Origin of the sequence: Rummeliibacillus stabekisii (genome assembly GCF_007988965.1) — a bacterium.
Taxonomy (GTDB): Bacteria; Bacillota; Bacilli; order Bacillales_A; family Planococcaceae; genus Rummeliibacillus; species Rummeliibacillus stabekisii.
On record NZ_BJVD01000002.1, the window covers coordinates 167579 to 187471 of the forward strand.

The 19893-nt window shown below is 38.2% G+C and carries 17 protein-coding genes; 4 read left to right on the top strand and 13 right to left on the bottom strand.

Annotated elements, in window-relative coordinates:
- Positions 1-51 precede the first annotated feature (51 nt).
- The 5 genes from RST01_RS06565 to RST01_RS06585 all read right to left on the bottom strand — a co-directional run bounded on the left by RST01_RS06565 (position 52) and on the right by RST01_RS06585 (position 7448).
- Positions 52-2259, bottom strand: a complete 2208-nt coding sequence (locus RST01_RS06565; protein ID WP_184117527.1) for a glucosaminidase domain-containing protein — start codon at positions 2257-2259, stop codon at positions 52-54.
- A gap of 125 nt (positions 2260-2384) precedes the next feature.
- On the bottom strand, positions 2385-3947 hold the full coding sequence (locus RST01_RS06570; RefSeq protein WP_147195355.1) for a glucosaminidase domain-containing protein: 1563 nt from the start codon (positions 3945-3947) through the stop codon (positions 2385-2387).
- Between the two features lie 249 nt (positions 3948-4196).
- Positions 4197-5744: a glycosyltransferase gene (locus tag RST01_RS06575; protein ID WP_147195357.1), complete on the bottom strand. Its 1548-nt coding sequence runs from the start codon at positions 5742-5744 to the stop codon at positions 4197-4199.
- Between the two features lie 60 nt (positions 5745-5804).
- A complete protein-coding gene (gene tagH / locus RST01_RS06580; RefSeq protein ID WP_066791782.1) occupies positions 5805-6602 on the bottom strand; it encodes a teichoic acids export ABC transporter ATP-binding subunit TagH in 798 nt (265 codons plus the stop codon).
- 24 nt (positions 6603-6626) lie between these two features.
- A complete protein-coding gene (locus tag RST01_RS06585; RefSeq protein ID WP_147195359.1) occupies positions 6627-7448 on the bottom strand; it encodes an ABC transporter permease in 822 nt (273 codons plus the stop codon).
- Positions 7449-7855: 407 nt separating this feature from the next.
- Between RST01_RS06585 and RST01_RS06590 the strand changes: the two genes are divergently transcribed.
- Positions 7856-9013, top strand: a complete 1158-nt coding sequence (locus tag RST01_RS06590) for a CDP-glycerol glycerophosphotransferase family protein (protein WP_147195361.1) — start codon at positions 7856-7858, stop codon at positions 9011-9013.
- A 25-nt stretch (positions 9014-9038) separates the two neighbouring features.
- Positions 9039-9428, top strand: a complete 390-nt coding sequence (tagD, locus tag RST01_RS06595) for a glycerol-3-phosphate cytidylyltransferase (RefSeq protein WP_066791779.1) — start codon at positions 9039-9041, stop codon at positions 9426-9428.
- Positions 9429-9651: 223 nt separating this feature from the next.
- Here the strand turns inward: tagD and RST01_RS06600 are convergent, their stop codons facing one another.
- The 4 genes from RST01_RS06600 to RST01_RS06615 all read right to left on the bottom strand — a co-directional run bounded on the left by RST01_RS06600 (position 9652) and on the right by RST01_RS06615 (position 14155).
- Positions 9652-10023, bottom strand: a complete 372-nt coding sequence (locus RST01_RS06600) for a hypothetical protein (RefSeq protein ID WP_147195363.1) — start codon at positions 10021-10023, stop codon at positions 9652-9654.
- Positions 10024-10282: 259 nt separating this feature from the next.
- Entirely contained in the window at positions 10283-11677 is a 1395-nt protein-coding gene (locus RST01_RS06605; protein ID WP_147195365.1) for a polysaccharide pyruvyl transferase family protein, read from the bottom strand.
- A gap of 34 nt (positions 11678-11711) precedes the next feature.
- The gene (locus RST01_RS06610; RefSeq protein WP_147195367.1) at positions 11712-12890 is read right to left on the bottom strand and encodes a CDP-glycerol glycerophosphotransferase family protein; all 1179 of its coding nucleotides are present in this window, start codon (positions 12888-12890) and stop codon (positions 11712-11714) included.
- Positions 12891-13060: 170 nt separating this feature from the next.
- Positions 13061-14155: a glycosyltransferase family 2 protein gene (locus RST01_RS06615; protein WP_147195369.1), complete on the bottom strand. Its 1095-nt coding sequence runs from the start codon at positions 14153-14155 to the stop codon at positions 13061-13063.
- 185 nt (positions 14156-14340) lie between these two features.
- Between RST01_RS06615 and RST01_RS06620 the strand changes: the two genes are divergently transcribed.
- Positions 14341-14805, top strand: a complete 465-nt coding sequence (locus RST01_RS06620) for an SAM-dependent methyltransferase (RefSeq protein WP_147195371.1) — start codon at positions 14341-14343, stop codon at positions 14803-14805.
- 215 nt (positions 14806-15020) lie between these two features.
- On the opposite strand, the gene RST01_RS06625 is transcribed toward RST01_RS06620, so the two are convergent.
- On the bottom strand, positions 15021-16007 hold the full coding sequence (locus RST01_RS06625) for a YhdH/YhfP family quinone oxidoreductase (protein WP_147195372.1): 987 nt from the start codon (positions 16005-16007) through the stop codon (positions 15021-15023).
- A 102-nt stretch (positions 16008-16109) separates the two neighbouring features.
- Between RST01_RS06625 and RST01_RS06630 the strand changes: the two genes are divergently transcribed.
- Positions 16110-16529 carry a MarR family winged helix-turn-helix transcriptional regulator gene (locus tag RST01_RS06630; protein ID WP_147195374.1) on the top strand — a complete coding sequence of 140 codons (420 nt, stop codon included), beginning with the start codon at positions 16110-16112 and terminating at the stop codon, positions 16527-16529.
- Positions 16530-16581: 52 nt separating this feature from the next.
- Here RST01_RS06630 and RST01_RS06635 read toward each other — a convergent pair whose 3' ends face one another.
- The 3 genes from RST01_RS06635 to RST01_RS06645 form a co-directional block, all read right to left on the bottom strand.
- Positions 16582-17220: a LysE family translocator gene (locus tag RST01_RS06635; protein WP_147195376.1), complete on the bottom strand. Its 639-nt coding sequence runs from the start codon at positions 17218-17220 to the stop codon at positions 16582-16584.
- Positions 17221-17444: 224 nt separating this feature from the next.
- A complete protein-coding gene (locus RST01_RS06640; protein WP_147195377.1) occupies positions 17445-18602 on the bottom strand; it encodes an aminotransferase class I/II-fold pyridoxal phosphate-dependent enzyme in 1158 nt (385 codons plus the stop codon).
- A 142-nt stretch (positions 18603-18744) separates the two neighbouring features.
- Complete coding sequence (locus RST01_RS06645; RefSeq protein ID WP_244946663.1) at positions 18745-19893, bottom strand: CDP-glycerol glycerophosphotransferase family protein; 1149 nt, start codon at positions 19891-19893, stop codon at positions 18745-18747.

Here is a 19893-nt window from a genome sequence, read left to right on the forward strand (position 1 = left end):
TATCATTTTAAAACATAAAAAAACTCCGCCTGTTTATAGGCGGAGTTTTCTTTAAAACTTCGTGATAATAGTAGAGCTAATCCAAGCTTTCGTAGTGGTGCCTGGAATATATAGCTGATACCATGTTGTGTTGCTTTCGTCTTTTTCTGTGACAGGTTTGTTTTTGCTGTCTAATACGAGTTTGAAGTAGGTTTCATCATTTAGTTTAGTTAAGATTTTAGAGTCTTTTGTTGAAGCTTTGTCGCGGACGTTACAGCCGTCTCCGTTCGTAACAGCTAGGTTTTGGATATCGAGGCTTTCGCTGCTTACCCATGCATGGTCTGTAGCTTGTCCGTTAGCATCTGTATATTGAATACGGAACCAGCGCGCTTTGAATTTGCCGCTACTGTCTTTAATGTCCTTCACATCTGAATTATGGCCAAGCAGTGTAATGCTCTTGCCACTTGCTAATGTGCCAAGTTGACGTGCTGGCTGTGCATATGGCATTGAATAAACTTTCGTCGATGCATTCGTTGTTGCCTTAATGCCTTTATCAAATGTTTTAAAGATACTTGGCTGTGGCATATTGGCAGGAATAATATGATCGTATGTTTTATTTACTGGCGCCGGTACTATTGTGCTGATTGGCTGTGCAGCATAATAGCTAGAGTTGTATGGCTTCATTTCTTCCATAATGCGTGTAATGGTGCGTCCCCAGTTTTTATCTGTCGCGTAGCGAACATTCATGCCCGCCACATTAACACCATTATTATAGACGCCGCCAACTCTCAAATAATTTTGGTAAATTTTTTCTGCATAATAAGCAAGACCTTCTTTTCCTGAAGGGAAGTATAGCGCACATGTAAATGGCGCAGAATCATATGCTTGATAGCCAAAGAAGTTGTTTTTGTATTGAGAGATCTGCGAGCTTCCCCACCCTGTCTCAACGATAGCATGCGCAAACATAAATTGTGCGTTAATGCCATACTCTTTTTGAATTTCCAAGAAAGCCGGAATCATTTTGTAAAGAGTAGCGGAAGTGATCGCAGCACCTTTTTTCTTAATTAAGTAATTTTGCATTTCACTCTGTGTGATGTTGGATGTTTTGCGCAGGTTTTCTGCTATAAAGTTATTGCCTGCTTGTTCAAGATTGATCCAAACTGTCTTACCGCCGATCGATCCTTGGTAGTACGTTTTGCCGTTTACCACTTCTACCTTTTTAGCAGTGAATGCTTTCGCACGGTAGGCATCAAGTTTCTCATAGACAACGTTATTTGTATCTCCATCAGAGATATTATATGCTGAGCCGAAGCCAGTCAGGTATAACTTTAGGTTTGTTGTGCTTGATGAGGTGATGTTTTTCAGATTCAGTTGGCCTTCTTCTACCCAGCCGATTGGTTTTGAATCGCGGCTAATTTGGTAGTAGGTTTTACTTTTGATAGTTGTCTTCTTATATACATAGAAGTTTTCCTTGCTATAGCTGCTTCCTAGTTCGGCATCTACTAACTTAGTTGGATCTTGATAGATTTTAGCCGTACTTTTTAAAGAGCCGATTTTTTCAACAGCAGTTGTTTCAAAAGAAGGATCTTCCTTTGGCGGCTCGACTGGTTTAGTTGGTTCAGTTGGTTTGGTTGGTTCTTCTGTTTTAGGTGGTTCGGTTGGCTTTGGTGTTTCAGGTTTTGGTTCACTTGTTGATGGTTTTGTTGTAGTAACCTGATTGTATTTAAGCCAGACCGTTTGGCCATTTAATTTGCCACTGTACCATACGTCATTGCCAACTTTTTCGGTTGTTTTTGGTTGGAACAGTGTATTTTTGTCTTTGGTGAGAGTTGTAAACATAACATTACGCTCGTCTCCCCAAGGTCTTGTATACGCTTTGCCATTCCCTTTCACATAACGTTTAGTTGTGCTATTTTTAGCAATAGTATGAGTTCTTGTAGTAATATCTTTCGATTTAACCCACCCAACAGTTGGTTTGCTCGGATCTTTGTAATTACTTATTAAAAAGTACGCTGTATCTTTGTAGATGGCTTTCTTATTTATATAAAATGTCAGGTGCAGCTGCTTAGCGCTTGTTGTCCCCTTTGTAGCTGTTGGTGATGGATAGATAATGGCTTTCGCTGTTTTAATTCTGCCAAGTCGGCTTGTTTTGCCTTGTTTTACTTTTGCTTTGACAGTCGTTTTAGCATCTGCTTGAATAGTAGGAATGGCCGTTGTAACAGTCGTTGCAAGGATAGCTGCAGAAATCATCGAAGCAGCTAATGTTTTGGGAATCGGCATATAAAACTTCCTTTCTAGTAAAATCATGGATTTTTACTAACTATATCATGATTTTTGTGAATTTAATAGATAGTAGATTGTGTCAAAATAAAAACGAGGTTCCAGAGAAGGAACCTCGTTACTTTTTAGTTGAACATTTGCAGGTTAGAGCTTTTAATCCATAGTTTTTTTGTAGAGCCTGGTTTGTAGATTTGATACCATTTCACTTTTTTCTTGTCTGTTTTTGTAACATATTTATTATCTTTTTTGACCAGCTTGATCAATGCGTTCTTATTAACTGATGCCACTTGTGTGTACTTGTCGTTTTGAAGTGCAGTACGATTGTTGGTAAAGCCTAAATTCGCAACCGCAATTTGATCGCTTCTGAGCCAGCCTTGTTTGCCACTGTAGTCAATGCGATACCAGCGCACCATTTTACCTTTGGTATTTGTAAAATCACGGACATCTGTGTGGTAGGCCTTTAAAGTGATAGCCTTGCCTTTTTTATAGGTGCCGTATTGTGCGGAGTAAACATAAGGCAGGCTGTAGATTTGGGCACCTTCCGCTACATCCACTTTCGCTTTAATCGCATCCGGCATTGTTAGGAATTGATCCGGCTGTGGTTTCCCTACCGGAATGACGTTGTTGTACTCTTTTGGCTCTTTAAAAACAACATTGCTTGCTGTTTTTTTACTATAATAGCTACTGCTATACGATTTCATTTGAGCCATTAAGTTTGCAATCTTGTCGCTCCATTCTGGGTCTGTCGCATACCGGACATTCATGCCAATTAGTGTCGGACCGTTGTAATATGCACCAGAGCTTGTTAGATAGTCTCGATAAATTTTATAGGCATATGCGCTAAGTCCAGCTTTGCCTGAGGGAAAGTATTTGGCACAGGTTAATGCACAGGTATCGTAGGCTTGATAACCAAAATAATTGTTTTTGTATTGGGAAATGGTTGAACTTCCCCAGCCTGTTTCAAGAATGGCATGCGCCAGCATAAATTGCGCATTAATGCCCGCTTCTTTTTGTAACGTAATGAAAGTTGGTGCTAGCTTGTACAATACATTATTTGGTAATTTCCCTTTACTGATTAAGAAGTTTTGCATTTCTTTCGCAGTAACGTTTGATGGTTTTCTAAGATTGAGTGCTGTATATGGATTTGTTTTAAGGGCACTCTGTGAAATCCACACCGTTTTATTGTTCAATGTACCCTTGTACCAAAGAGTACTGCCAATCTTTTCAATGCGTATAGCTTTGAATTCTTTTGCACGAGAGCTACTTAGTGATGATACTTTGTTCTTCGTTGTGCCCCATGGCATGTTATAGGAGTTGTGTGTCCCTGCTATGTATGCTGTTGTTTTCTTGGTGCTTTGCAGGATGCGTTTATGGCGTGTGATATCTTTTGTCGCTAACCAACCAACTTTAGTTTTGCCTTGTGAAAGCTGATAGTACGTTGTTTTGCCAATCTTTGTTTTGCTGTTGGCTTCATAAGTTTTACTCATACGTGTCTTTGCAGCTAGCTTGAAGCTTTTGAGCTTCGTTGGATTGCTATAAATTTTGGCTGACGTCGTTTTAATACGAGCAACTTCCTGAGTTTTCGTTGTCTTGTATGCAGTTTTTGCACCTACGGGTACTTGCATAGTGATAGTGATGCCGAGGATAAAAGTTAGGACTAAAAAAAATCCTTTTGCTGTTTGATTCATGAGTACTCCCTTCGGTGGATGTTTTAGATATGGCTATTGTAACCGAAAATGGAAGCTATTTAAACAGCAAGTAGTGACTTTTGTTGTTTGAAGAGGGAAAAAAGACTTAAATTATTCAATTTCGGTAGTAAATTTCCGGGGAACGGTTGTTAATCTGATGGCAACGGTTAAAAAATTCCTAGGAGCGGTTATAAAGCCCACGAGACTAGCAATAAATGATGGCACCTACTAATACAAAAAACCATCGCCCTAAAGCAATGGTTTCTGTTTATCTTCTTCGATAGTGCTCTGAATTAGTTGCTTCCAGTTTTCATAGAAGCTTTGAGGTGTATATTGTTCTTTCACTAATTGCTGTGCATTGTTACCCATTCGTTGTCTGTCTTCTGGGCTATCAAGCAATTTTTTGATACGATCTGCTAATGCCTCAATTTCTCCATCTTGTACAAGATAGCCGGTTTCCTCGTTTTGGATGAGTTGAGCTGGTCCATAGTTGGTGTCATAAGCCACAACAGGTGTACCGTTGGCAAATGATTCAAGAATACTTTGGACGAAACCTTTCGCTTCTGCTGTAACGATTGAGACAGCTGATTTCGAGTAGACCGCATCTGTATCTTGAACAGGTTCTTTAAGTTTTACACCGTGCGCGACTTTAAGCTTTTTAATTAATTTCTTCAGCTTGTCTTCTTCTTCGCCCGATCCGTAAATTTCAAGCTTCGCACCTGGTATGTCGCGTGCGACCTCCATGAATGCTTCGATTGCTTGGCCAATGCGGTTTTCTGCCGTAAAATCTGCAATCATCGAAACAAGCAACGAATTTTTTTCATTCTTAGCACGTGGCATTTCAACACTTGGTGAAATAACATGAATATTGCCTCTGTTGCCAATCTCTTTGTGCAAGTCCAACTGTTGCTGTGATGTCGGCACAACGATTGGAAAACCTTTAGAAACGATATCAAGTATTGGCTTAGTTGCTTTATTATAGTCACTGCCCAATGTGTAAGGCGCTTCAAAGTGATTTTGGTGTATGTTATAAATTTTATACGCTAAATCATCATCAAGCTGAATGACACGATTGACAGTTAACACGCCGTCTACAATGATGACCGGTTTCACGACTTCAGTTCGGCACAATTCTTCTAGCCAGTAAATTTGAAAGTCTTTTCGATTCGAAAAGTCCTCCGCTTTTTTATGAGCAGGGTCAAATAGGAAAAGCGCTTGCTGCTTATCTGTTTGGTAATTGAACCAATTGGTGCAGTAACAAAAGCCATCGGGCGTAAAGAAGCGCTCTTGGTTCTTTTTATTATTGGCTGGGTGATACAAAGTCTCTCGAATTTTGTAGCCCTTCGGATTGTATTCTTCTTTTCGGATACGTACACGATTTTCATCGAAGTAGTCGATGAACTTCAGCACGCCATCCTCATCCCATTGCTTATACTTGATATAACTGCCGTTTTGGAAATAACGTGCAATTGTATCACCATCTTGTACCCAGTAGTCGCCCTCATATTTTTTGATATTTTGTTCATATTGGGCTTTTTGAGCAGCGGACACTTCTTTAGAAGAGAACTTTTGGCGGTAATAATCAAAAACGTTTATTACTTCAACCTCTTTTTTTAACCAGCCTGTAGCATAAAGCCCTTTAATAATCTCATCATAATTAATTTTGAAATCCATTGTCAGAATAACCGGACAATACTCGTCATTTGCAAATAGGGATGCTCGCTGTAATAACTCTTTTGTTGTGTCATCCAACGTATCACTAATGCCCCAAGTTGTCATAAATACTGTTCTTTTCATTGAGTTCACATCCTTTTAAGGTGAAACACGGACCGAGTTTTAGCCTCGATCCGTGAAAAACTACTTGTTGTTCTGTTTGCGGCGATTGGCCAATTTATCGCGGAAAGCCTTTTGATCTTCAGGCGAAAGTTTATGATATTTCTTAATGAATTCGGAATAGTTCTTCATGACAATATTAGTCGGCCCAAATTCTCTTAAGTGGCCGCCTTCAATCCAAGCAATCTTCGTACAGAAGCTTCGAACCTGCGACAAATTATGGCTGACAAAGAAGATGGTCTTGCCACGCTTTTTATATTCATTCATCTTTGCAAGCGATTTGTCAGCAAAGGTTTGGTCACCCACCGATAGCGCTTCGTCAATGATCAGGATATCAGGATCTGCGGTCACACTAATTGCAAAGCCGAGTTTTGATTTCATCCCGCTAGAGTATTTTTTTACAGGCTGATAGATAAAGTCCCCAAGCTCTGAAAACTCGATAATTTCAGGCATGACTTTTGCAATTCTTTCTTTGCTATAGCCCATCAACAAGCATTTGAATTCGATATTCTCGATGCCTGTCAATTGACTGTTCAGGCCTGCATTGATAGCAATCACATTGACTTCTCCATCGACGATCACCTCGCCAGATGTTGGCGGCACAATACCACCGATGATATTGGATAGAGTCGATTTGCCGGAGCCGTTGATGCCTACAAGGCCTACAACATCCCCTTTTTCGACTGCGAAGGAGATATCTTCTATTGCATTAAAATCAGACCCAGATTTTCCAGGCAACACAAGATCTTTCAGCTGCTCGCCCTTTGTTTTATACATACGATATGTTTTAGTTACATTTTTGATAATCACGGATTCCGCCATGGTAATTCTCCTTTTAATACATTTTTAGATAAAGTCAGAGAAGCGGTTTCTGAATTTAAAGTGCGCTGTTGAACCGATTAACAGAAGGAATAGAATTAATCCCCAGTTGTATAGAGTCAGCTGCCAGTGTTCTACAATGTACCAGTCATTATATAAAAGCGAGGCTCTGTAGCCATTAGCTAGATAATAGAATGGGTTAAGCTGTAAAATACTTTGAATCCAGTGCGGCATCGATGTAGAACGATCCCATAAGATAGGTGATAAGAAGAACATCGCTTGTAATAGTGACTGAATAAGCATTTGAATATCCCGTACAACAACAGTGAGCGTTGATGTCACGAGTGTAATCGCAAATGCGAGAATATAGCTCATCAGTAAGAAATAAATTAGCTGTATATAATAGATGCTTGGGTAATAACCCTTAATCCAGAAAACAACCATAATGAGGCCTACAAGCGCTAAATGGCCGTAATATTTCCCCATGATGATATAGCTAGGCAATACGGATAATGGGAAATTCATCTTGGCGACCATCGTATATTTTTGATAAATGGCCTTTGACCCGTTTAGAATCGCCTTATTGATGAAGAACCACATTGATATCCCTGCGAGCATCCAATAGATGTACGGTATTTCTGAATGGCCGTTCGTGATATTCTCTTTACCGCGAACTCCAAAGCCGAAGACGAACCAGTACATCGCCATTTGTATCGCTGGATTAAGTATTTCCCATGCAAAACCTAGATAGTTGTTTTGATTGTCGATGCGCAATTGAAATTTAGCCAAGCGCATTATTAAATAAAAAGAATGGTATTGTTCTTTTATAATTTTTATAAGTGCTCTCATTTCGTTAATTCCTCAATTTCGTGGTTTTGATTTCCTAAATGAATACTGCTTCTGCCCCTTATCGCATGCTTTGTCGCTTACGCTACAATGCTAACGCTAGCGGCAATCGAAGGTTCCACAATACACCTATTCATTTATATTTATTAAGAAAAATACTTCAACATAGTATAACATATTAATGGAAAATATTCCGTTAGCGCAATAACATCTTTTTGAGAAATTTGTCACGCGGTATTTTTTAGAAAAAGTCGGCAAAACTATGCTATAATCAGTAACTATAAAGATAAACTTCAATCATTTTGATTTTTTTATTGACTGATTGTTGCGTGTTATTAAGCTGCATTTATTAATATGTGGCATAGTACTACCATTGCAGGATAGATAGTTTTTGTAGATTGGGTGAATGAATGAGAAAAGAATGGTTAATTGAACTATTTTTATTTATAAATAAATGTATTTTTGAATTGTTTAATCTAATGCCTTTAAAGAAAAAAATTGTATTATTATGTGATTTTGGAGACAACGCGTGCTTTGTGGCGAATGAGCTGGCAAGGCGGGGGGAAAAAGGTTTCATCGTGCTGCGTACCTCTAAATGTAAAGAAACATTTAAAGGGACCGGAGCTAAGGCGATTTTGTCGTTTAGTCCAACTAATATAATGGATTATGTGAGAGGTCTTTATCATTTGGCAACAGCTCGGACCATTTTAATTGATAATTATTTCCCTATTCTGAGTGTGACGAATTTCCGTCCAGATGTAGAGTGTATCCAGCTATGGCATGCAGCAGGTGCTGTGAAGAAGTTCGGTATGCAGGATGCGAGCGTGCTGTTTCGCTCTCCCGCTGCAGTACGCCGTTTTAGACGTGTGTACAATCGTATGAATCGTGTCGTAGTAGGCTCAGACGAGATGGTCCCAATTTTCAAATCCGCATTTGAGATGAAGGATGGTCAGTTTTTACGTTTAGGCATTCCACGTACAGACTTTTTCTATGACCTGGATGCTATGGAAGCGGCGAAAATTGCATTGTTCAAAGAATATCCCGACATGATCGGTAAACGCATTATTCTTTATGCGCCTACTTTCCGCGATCAGCAGCTCAATGCGCAAAGCATTCCGATAGACTTTAAGGATATCATAAACGAACTTGGCGAAAATTATTTATTAATCATTAAATTGCATCCTGCTGTGGCGCAAAATGTGGCAGCGATGGATCATCCACAAATTATCTCTGTAAAAAATAATGTACCAATTAATGATTTGCTGTGTGTAGCTGATTGCGTCATCTCAGATTATTCTTCGATTCCATTTGAATACGCTCTCCTTGGGAAGCCACAAATCTTTTATCCATATGATTTGGAAAAATATGAGATGGAACGTGGTTTTTGGACCAACTATGAGGATCTTGTGCCTGGGCCAGTCGTATCAACGGACGATGAACTTGTATACGTTCTACAAAATAATGTATTTGACCTTGAGCGCATTCAACGATTTTCTGCTTCGTGGAATCAATTCTCGGATGGTCACGCAAGCAGCAAGCTAGTTGATTATTTGCTTGCGCGAAATTAGTTGCGCATTGAATGGAGGCATTACTGTGAAACGAATCATTACATATGGCACATTTGATCTTCTCCATGTCGGCCATATCAATATTTTGCGTCGGGCAAAAGCGCTTGGTGACTATCTTGTCGTTGCCGTATCAACCGACGAATTCAATGCCATCAAAGGTAAACAAGCATACTACAGCTATGAGGACCGAAAAACCATCCTCGAAGCAGTCCGGTATGTGGATGAAGTCATCCCTGAAAACAGATGGGAGCAAAAAATTGACGATGTTAAAACACATCGGATTGACACATTTGTCATGGGCCACGACTGGGAAGGCAAATTTGATTTTCTAAAAGATTATTGCGAAGTGATCTACCTTCCTCGAACAGAAGGTATTTCTACAACGAAAATAAAAGATGATTTAATGACAAAGTAACTGCAGAGCTGTCTCTGCAGTTTTTTATTTGGTTGCAGGTTCTCTAGGACGCTTCTACTCATTTTATTAAAGTGAAAATAACTATCAGTACAGCTCTTAACTAGTATAAACTTTCTTTGTCTGTTATTTACTTATAAATTGTTTTTATGAACTCCCTTAACCTATCAATATTATTCAGACATATAGTAAAAAACAAAAATGCGAATGAATAAGATATTGAGTGTTATTCATTATTCCACTCCTGAATATTCTCTTTATAATCCTTAAAAAATTTACCTAATGTTAATAAATATAATATCCAAATAACGTATCCTGTGGAATCCACCCCATGCTGAGAACGTCCACCCAACAAATAAAAAATAACAATTAAAACCATCATACATGTAGCAATTAAAGCCTCTACTAACGCTTCCTGTTTCTTACCTATTGTCCATCTAAACTTTTCATTTTTAGAAAAATAATAATTCAATATTAGAACTACTACTAACAAAATAAGCAAAAATGCAAATATAAAATTACTGCCTCGCACAAAAAAATCGAAAAATAATATAAATGCTAAAATTATATTAAATATAAAAAAAGTGATTTTTTCCAAAAACACACTTCCTTTTCTCACAGGTCACCTCTGTTAGTTAATAATACCAATATTGAAAAGATGAGTAAATTAAATATTCACTTCTCCAACACTTCCTACTATGATCTATATCTTAATCTATGCATTTAATAATATCTTTTCCTACCTTAAAAATTATAACTACGATTTTCTTTTTAATATTTCGTCGTAAATGATAAATCATTGACGATCAAATAATATAAAAAAACTGCCCACACATAACGAATGGGCAGTCTTTATTTTATTTCTTCGCAAACATGTTTGCAATTTTCAATGCTGTGCGAACGGATTTACGGTTTAATGTACCTTGCAGGTGTTTGATTTGTTTTTCTTTTTCTTCTAGTCTGCGTTTTTCAGCAGAGCCGCTTGAAGGTGCTTTTGCTTTTGGTGCATTTTTGTTTTCAAGCTCTGAAAGTGTTTCAAAACGTTTTACCGCTTCTGGAATTGTGCAGCTTGTAATAGGTTCTAGAGGTGGCTGTAAATCAACACCAGCTAGCTTTTCATCAAGCGGAATGCGTGTTGGCTCGTTGCCATTTTTATAGATATGATCGATTTTGCTTAAATTTAGGAAATCGATATAACGATCAAAATTCTCACCTTGATATTTTGATGCTTCATGGAAATCTACTTTTTCAATTAAGTCCCAAATGTTTGTGTTGTCGTCAATATCCTTTGCCCATACATGTGTTAAATGATGGTACTCAGTTAATTCGCGCATACGGCCATCTTTTGGAATCATCAAGCTTGGCGTTCCGGCAATTGTTGACGTAATGTTGCCGTGTAAACGTGCGCCGAATGCAAAGTCTGCTTGTTGCAAGAATTCTAACCATGTAGGAACGTTTAGGAAATAGCGAACGCGGTTATTAGCATAAACAGGATCTGTAATTTTTCCTGGATAGTTGCCATGTTCGATTTTCGGAATTTCTGGATAGCCAATATACGTCAATCTCAATTCTTTCAGCCATTGCGGGATGAAGTAATGATTTGGGAATTCATCCATGCTACGTGTAATGAAATCTAACACATTTTTCGGTGAAAGACGTGACGAATTGACAGCAACCATAGATTCCGGCGTAATATTCGTCTCACGGATTTTTAGCTCTCGGCCAAACGTGTACATAGATGGACACCCGATTGCCATATGATCAACACCGTCTTTAAAGCCAAGGCGAGACAGATAATCCGCCGTAATTTGGCCGCGCACCCCGATCATTGGAGATCTTTTTAATACAGCTTTTACAAATGCTTTTACGTCTTCGTCAAATTCAAATTCATCATCCGGTTTAGGATCGAATGTTGTACGTAAGCCAACGCCTATTACGTAAACAGGAATTTTTAATTTGTTGATTAACTGTGTATATCTGCGAAGTGTTGGCACAAAATCTTTACGGAATGCATCCGCAAGCGGAATTAGATAAGCATCATACGTTTCATTGATATAGTCTGCATCTTTTGGGTTGATTTTATAATAATCGGGCACGAATTCTACGTTCTCATCCGTCATTAATGTACGGTACACACTGTATGCATAAATAAGGTTGCCTACATTTCCGCCAATTGAATTGTTCACAATCATCTCAGCGGGGCTAAACGTTTGAAATGGCGTAATCCCTGAGCGTATTAAATATTTCTTCATGTGTTGATAACACTCCTTCTTCTTTCATAGGGGGTTAAGACTTGGAAGCCATGCAAGCGTCAATTAAATCCGCTACACGTTCAGTAGATTTGCCATCCAAATCCTCAAAGAATTTGTCTGTAAATGTTTTATAATCTACAGCTTTCACATCTTTTAATTGAATTGCTTCATCAATCATGGCATCACAGGTACGGACAATCGGACCTGGCGTAAAGTCTTGGTACGGAATATAGAAATCACGCGTTTCGATATATTCTTCAAGGTCAAAGCAATAAAAAATCATGGGTTTATTTAATAATGCGTATTCAAAGCAAACAGATGAGTAGTCTGTGATTAACACGTCTGTAATAAACAATAAATCATTTACGCTTGGATATTTCGTGAAATCTTGAATCTTATCCTTGTATTCAGCAGGGATATGAACTTTCTTCTTCACAAATGGATGCATTTTGATTAGGAAGATGGTATTGTCATCCAACTTTTCGTAAATACGATCGAAATCAAGCATCTCCATCGGAAAGTGTGCACTGCTTTGGCCATTTCCTCTAAAAGTTGGCGCATAGAGTACGATTTTCTTCCCTCTAAATTCCGGATACTTAGTATACAACATTTCTTCTTTATCTTTCTTGTATGTTTCATCGAAGAAAACATCAGTACGTGGAATCCCAGTAGGAATAACCTTGTCCAAAGAAACACCAAAGCCTTCCGCATAGAAGGGCGCAACAGTCGAAGAGCTGACCGTTACCTTTGTATAGTTTTTGTGGTTTTTGGAATTCGGATCTGGACCACCAACTTTGCCGACACGGCTATAGCCGAATGTTTTAAATGCGCCCACTGCATGCCAAAGCTGAATTAAATCAGCATTTTTACGGATTTTCAGCGGGTACACCATTGGATAAAAATCATCGACCATGATGACTTTTGATGTAGCCATATTATAGGCTAGTTGGATAATTTCTAAATATCTTTTGCGTTTTTTAACACTTTCTTTTAGCAAGAAATAATATTCATAATTATGCCTTCTCTTCAACTCATCATAAACAAATTGAAAATTGTCGCTCAATGTTTTGCGGCTATCTGAAAGAATCGAGATTTTGTTGTTATTGATTGGCAATAGAGAAAACATTTTATAAAGTGCTTGGAATATTTCTCTTTTGAATTTTCTATCTAGTTTCTTCCGAAATTTCTTTTTCACTTTTTTTAGCTTCTTCAATGCATGTACCTCTTTTACCGTTTAATGAAAATATTATGGCGTCATTGTGTTGTTTCTGTAATCGCTTCATTCGCCACACCTTTTTGCCGTATAACTTTCTACATTATAAAGTTTTTTCTTCATTCGTTCCAGTGGATTCCACTAAATCACGACAAATTGTGCTATTCTTCTCATCCTTCTGTTTTGTTACCGCTTTGTGATTTCTTTTCTGATTTTAACTTTTTGATTTCTTTTTTCAACTCTTTATTTTCTTTTCTAAGCTTTTTGACATCTGTGGTTAAGGTTCTTAGCTTTTCCGCAATTGTTAGTTTATATAAATCATTTTCACGAATATAGTATAATCTTTCACTAAATGTAGCTGTTACGTATTGGTCTGCTTCCTCAGGCATGTTCTCGTTGATAAAACGTGAGAAGGCAAGAAGCCATTCTTTCTTTTGTCCCATTGTCATGTGCTTGTTCTTGAAGAAATCCTTTGATTGTCCATGTCGGAACATGCGCGTCACAAATTTGCCCGCCAGTTTATGCTTGTACTCTGTATCTCCGACAGAACCTTGATATATGGAATGAAGGATGTCAGCCATTAAACGAAAATATAAATCTGTATTTAGTTCATTTTCCGATAAATGTCCATCCTCGTGCTTCGTCACAAAGTAGCAATCATAATCAGCTACAATTGAGATTTGCTCTGTATTGCAATACATGGCAACTGTGAATGCTTGGTCCTCTGCTACAATGGCATCTGCGTCAAAAGATAGCTGCAACGCACGCACTTTCTCTAATCTGAACATTTTGAGGGCTGACAAGGCATAGAACAGGCTGTCATCTAGTATTTCTGCCTTCTCTAAATTCCCTTTGGCAAAAATAGCTTCCGGTACTTTCCTACCCTTCACGCCGACATATTTACCGATCACTATATCGGAATTGTTTGCATGGCCATATGCATACATTCTTTCTAGGGCTTCTGCACCCAAATAGTCATCACTATCGACAAAAAAGATATACTCGCCTTGCGCCATGGCGATTGCTTCATTTCTCGGTACACTGGCACCGCCCGAATTTTCTCTGCGATAAATTGTTTGGATGAGCGATGGGTAGCGCATTTTGAAATACTCAAGTATGCTCTGCGTCCGGTCAGTTGATGCATCATCCACGACAATAACCTCATACTCATCTTTATTTAAAGATTGTTCTACAATTGAATTCAAGCATGTTTCAATATATTGTTCAGCATTATACACGGGAACTGCTACGGTTACTTTTTTCATATCCAAAACCTCCACTCATAGTATATCCATTTTTTCCTTATATCCCAATTTAGTATTTTATAATCTTTTATCAATGATTTTATAGGCAACATTAGGTTTTTAAGTAGAAGAAAAACAATTAACAAATAAAAAGTCCGTATATAATTAAATTAGAGAGAATTTTTTATTTAGAAGGAGGGGTCTATATGCAGTATACGATTGAACCAATTGCCTTTGTTAACAATACAAGAAAGGATATTGCGGATGATCAATGGGGTCCAGTCATATCAACAATTGAACTTGTGGAAAATATAGATGAAGCCTTACTAAGAGGCATTCATGAATTCTCACATCTAGAAATCATTTTTTACTTTGATAAGGTTTCAGACGATAAAATTCAGTATGAAGCAAGACATCCAAGAAACAATACAAATTATCCAGAGGTCGGCATTTTTGCGCAACGGGGAAAAAACAGGCCGAATAAAATAGGTGTCACGATCGTTGAGCTGATTGAACTAAAACAGCGATCCTTCATTGTAAAGGGGTTAGATGCAATCGACGGCACACCTATTATTGATATTAAGCCTGTAATGAAGGAATTTTTGCCTAGAAATGAAGTAAGACAACCGGATTGGTCCGTTTCTTTAATGAAAAATTATTGGGGAGATTAAACCCTCATTAATGTGTAAGAAAAATACCCGTATACAAACAAGATGTATACGGGTATCGGGTATTCAACATGAATTTTGAATGCAATTGTAGCGGAAGACGGCGACCCCTGTGGGAAAAGCTTGAGCTAAAACCCTGCATGAGGAGATTGATGCCAAGCTCGCGGAAAGCGCCGTCTGGAGCGGAACAATTATTGAAAAACAATTAGATAGTACTTCTAAAATTTAACAATCGTTCTACCTACATGCTGACCATTTTTAATAGCTTCAATTGTTTGTGGTACTTCATCAAGCGAGATTTCATTTATTAAGGTCGTTTGAGAAATATTCCAGTCATTGGCTATTCTCTCCCAAACAGCAGGGCGATCTTCAATTGGTACATTTACTGAGTCAATGCCCAAAAGGCTTATTCCTCTCAGTATAAATGGCAACACAGTTGATGATATTTTTATACCCCCTGCATTTCCACACATACTCATACTACCACCATAAGAAATTTGAGGAATGAGGACAGAAGCAATGTCGCCGCCCACAGTGTCTAGGACAAAGTCAAAATTTTGCTTATTCAACGGTTTATTCAGTTCCCCTAATTCATGTGCAAAAACGATCTCTGTTGCTCCTAAAGACTTTGCGACCTCTGCCTGATAATCCTTTCGAACTAAAGCAGCGATATTTTTGTAACCTATTTTAGATAAAATCTGTAAAGCTACGCTACCTACTCCACCGGTTGAGCCAGTGACTAGGATTCTAGCATCTTTGTTTACATCCAAGCCTTTCTTTTCTAAAGCCATGATAGAGAGGGAGGCCGTAAATCCAGCTGTTCCAAAAACCATAGCATCCTTTAAGGTTAAGTTGTTTGGCAATGGAACAATCCAATCCCCTGGTATTCTCGCATATTCTGCAAACCCGCCTGTATAGCTCACTCCAGTACCAAAGCCTGTAACCAATACTTTCTGACCTTCTGTATATCGGCTATCTGTTGAACTAACAACAGTTCCACTTAAATCAATACCAGGTATCATTGGATAATTCCGTATCACTCCTGCATTTTTTTGAACGGCTAACATATCCTTATAATTTATGGAAGAGTATGCTACCTTAATTAACACTTCTCCCTCAGAAAGAGCGTCCATATGAACATCCTCTAACCCATAAATGACCTGATCTTTTTGTTCCTTTACCACTATTGCCTTGAATGTATCCATAGATATCTTCCTCCTTTTGCTACAAAATACTTCTGATACAAAACTATTTCATTACAAAAGTTACCATGATATTATAGGTAATGTCAATTTGGAGGAGATTTAATGGAATTAAAAGAGTGTATCAATTTTTTACTAAGCGTAAGTCAAAATAAAGTGTTTAAATACTTCAGCAAGCTATTAGAGGAATATGGCGTGACACCAGCTCAATATGGTGTGTTGAATTGTCTGTGGAGAGAAGGACAATTATCCCCTAAGCAAATTGGAGAAATGGTCCACTTAGAAGCCCCTACAGTCTCGGGAATATTAGATAAAATGCAAAAGGCCGGATTAATAGAACGTTCGGTAGATCCAAACAATCGTAGAAATGTTTTGGTCATAGCTACTCAAAAGTCGAATGAAATCAGAGAAGAAGTAGAGGTAGCCACAAATAAGCTAAATGATAAGGTTCTTCAAGATTTAACTGAAAGCGATACGGAAGCGTTAAAAAAAGCATTAGAAGCTATAATAAAGTCTGATTTCTAATGAACTTATTCTGTCTAAGAAAGGACAACACATTAAAGGTGTTGTCCTTTTTTCAGCTCACTAGTAGTCTCTTTGTCGCTAACACAAACTCAACTAGGAAATACCCTGCAAAGCATAATAAAATACACCCAGCAATAACCGATACCCATTTGATCATGGTTTGATTCATCACTTTCCTTGTTACAGCAACAATAGAAAGCAGACCAATATCATGAAGTAAAATTCCGCTTAATATCCCCGCTCCAACAACTAAAAATTTCGTTGGTTGAGTCATATCATAGGAATCAGAAAGTACAGCGCCAAAAACAGAAATCCAAAACATAAGATTTCCTGGTGAAAGAGCTACGAATAAGCCATTAAGATAGGAGCTAAAAAATGATACATTCGATTTATCACCAGCAAGTGCAATGTCTTGATTTGAGTTTTTAATAGAATCATACCCTAAATAAGCTAAGAAAAAAGCACCAATCAGCCACATTGGTATTTGTATATAAGATATAGAAAGTATAGATGCCAATCCCATATATAAGGCAATGATTAATAGGAAATCGACCGTCATTCCACCTAACCCTACAGCCCATCCTTGCATAAATCCTTTTTTCAGACCTTGTTTCGTCATTTCCACCGTCATAGCTCCTACAGGCATTGCAATTGCAAGACCAGCTATTAAATATGTAAAATATAAACTCAAAAAAACACTCCCTTCAGCACTTTCTCCATCCACATATTTCTATTTTTAATATAGCATATATTTTTAAATAATTATTCATTATTTTAAATTTTCATACAAAATTATACTAGTTAGGGGGTTTTTTAGTCTATATACATTAAACAAATATGGAGCAACTTCAAGAAGGGCAACACATAGTGATGTCCTTCTTAATTGTCTTATCTAGTTTTGATTATAAGCGCATATCATGAGAGTGTTTGTATGAAACGTTCAAGACGATTCATGCCTTCTTCCAATTCTTGATCTGAATAGGCATATGTGATGCGGAGGTAGCCTTCTCCATACGGAGTAAAGACAGAACCTGGGATGGTACCGACACCGGCTTCCTTCAGTAAACGTACAGCAAATTCTTCAGAAGTAAGGCCGAATTTTTTGATGGATGGGAAGATATAGAATGCACCAGTTGGCAGCTGTACATCAATGCCCATTGCCTTTAACCTTTTGTATACATAATCTCTACGTCGTATATAGCTTTCATTCATAATGGCAGGCGTATTCCTGCAATTTGTCAGTGCTTCAATGGCTGAATATTGACTGGGAACAGAGGCACAGATAGCATTGAAGGAATGCACTTTCACTACTTCTTGAATAAGTGGAGCATCGGCAAGCAGGAAACCGATACGGAAACCCGTCATAGCATGGGACTTAGATAAACCATGAATAAGAAAAAGGCGATCTTTTAGTTCGGGATAATAGCCAAATGAACGGTGTTCCCCGCTAAATGTATTTTCGCTATAAATTTCATCAGATACAATGTAGATGTCCTCTTCTTTTAGCACTTCTGCCAATGCATCCATTTGATCGGGTGTAATCGTGGCACCTGTTGGGTTCGATGGGAAATTAAAGATCACCGCTTTAGTCTTAGGGGTAATGAGCTCTTTTAGTTTGGTCGCAGATGGTTGAAAACCGGTGTCTGTCGTATCCAAATAAACCGTTTTTGCACCGGAGTACGAGATAACTGGCTCATAGCCTGCATAAATAGGAGCAGGCAAAATAACCTCATCGCCTTCCTCTAAAATCGTACGGAGCACTGAATCAATTGCCTGAGAAGCCCCATTCGTCACAAGGATTTCAGTATTTGCATCATACTGGCATTGATATTTATCAGCTAAAAATGTAGAGACTGCTTTCCGAAGTTCTACTAAACCAGCATTCACGGAATAAGTAGTTAGATTATTTTCGAGTGCATAGATACCAGCTCTTTTTACAGCCTCTGGTGGCGCAAAATCAGGTTGGCCTATGGTTAAATTAATGGCATTTGGAAAGTTTACTAGAAGGTTGGAAAACTTTCGAATTCCGGGCAAACCGATTCGATGGATTTGTGGATTCAATGATAATGGCATAGCAATTCCCTCTTTCCCTAATTCTCTATCATTCCATTATAGTGTTCAATTCGGAATAGTTGAACAATTATATTTATAAAAGACGGAAAATTCTCCTAAATCCTTAAAAAAGCAGACAAACAAGAAAATGTTTGTCTGCTGCTTATTTAAACAATTGCTCAACAATGCTCTTTGCAATATGTGAGGTTTGGGAAAAATTATATTCTACCATGCGAGAGGTATCATATGATTCGCCTGTATGCCGACTGTTAATCCAATCGATCAGTGCTGACCTGCTTCTCAAAATAGCACCGTCTGAAATGTTATGAAGGTCATTATATAACCCGCGATTTTTTGTATAGGCTTCTAAGTCTGGTACATAATGCGCTAATGGCTTGTGGAATAGCGCAAATTCAAATATGGCCGAAGAATAATCAGTGATGAAAGCATCTGCCACAAGCATCCAATCATTTGTAGAAAACTGCCCGTCAACGATGATGTTGCTCGTTTTTTGAAGCACCTCGAAATGACTATGGTCAATATACGGATGACCTACAAAGACAATTAGCTTGTCCTTGTCAAGATGTCCGGCCGTCTTGATCAACTCTTCTACGATATCGAGATCAGATTCCTTTGAGCTGCTTCCAGCGCGATATGTAGGCGCAATCAGTATTTTAACCATCCCTCGCTGTTTTTCAGACAAGGTCTTTAATATCTGATCGCGCGTCTTTTCTACAAATGCTTGATCGCTAAAGTAATCAATGCGCGGCACGCCAACTGGATAAATACGGTCTCTCTGCATATGAAATGCTTCTGCATAATACGGAATCATGTTTTCAGAAGATACGAATACATGGGTATAATGCGAATGGATTGGCACAACGTCTAAATAACTGCTACTTGGACCAAACTTTGTGTTGACCGTACTATAGCCAAATTTCTTAAAAGCGCCTGCTGCATGCCAAAGTTGCACTATATCTGTTTCTTTTCGAGGATTGATTAAATAAACCGGCAAGTAATAATCATCCAACAAGATAATTTTGGCATCTGCAATCATATTGATTTCCTTAAACAACTTTACGCTAATCTTGTTGTTCGGCTTGATAATATGAAATTGCAGCTCTGGGTGAGTCTTTTTCATTTCTTCATATACTGCCTTCAAGTTGCCTTCAAGCTCGTCTTGGCGATATAAAGGAATGACAACCTTATTTGACTTTACAGACTTCCCCATGCATGCCAGACGATAACAGCATCGATAGATCAGCCTATAAAGCGCTAATATTTTGTACTGAATGGTTCTGCCAATACCCAT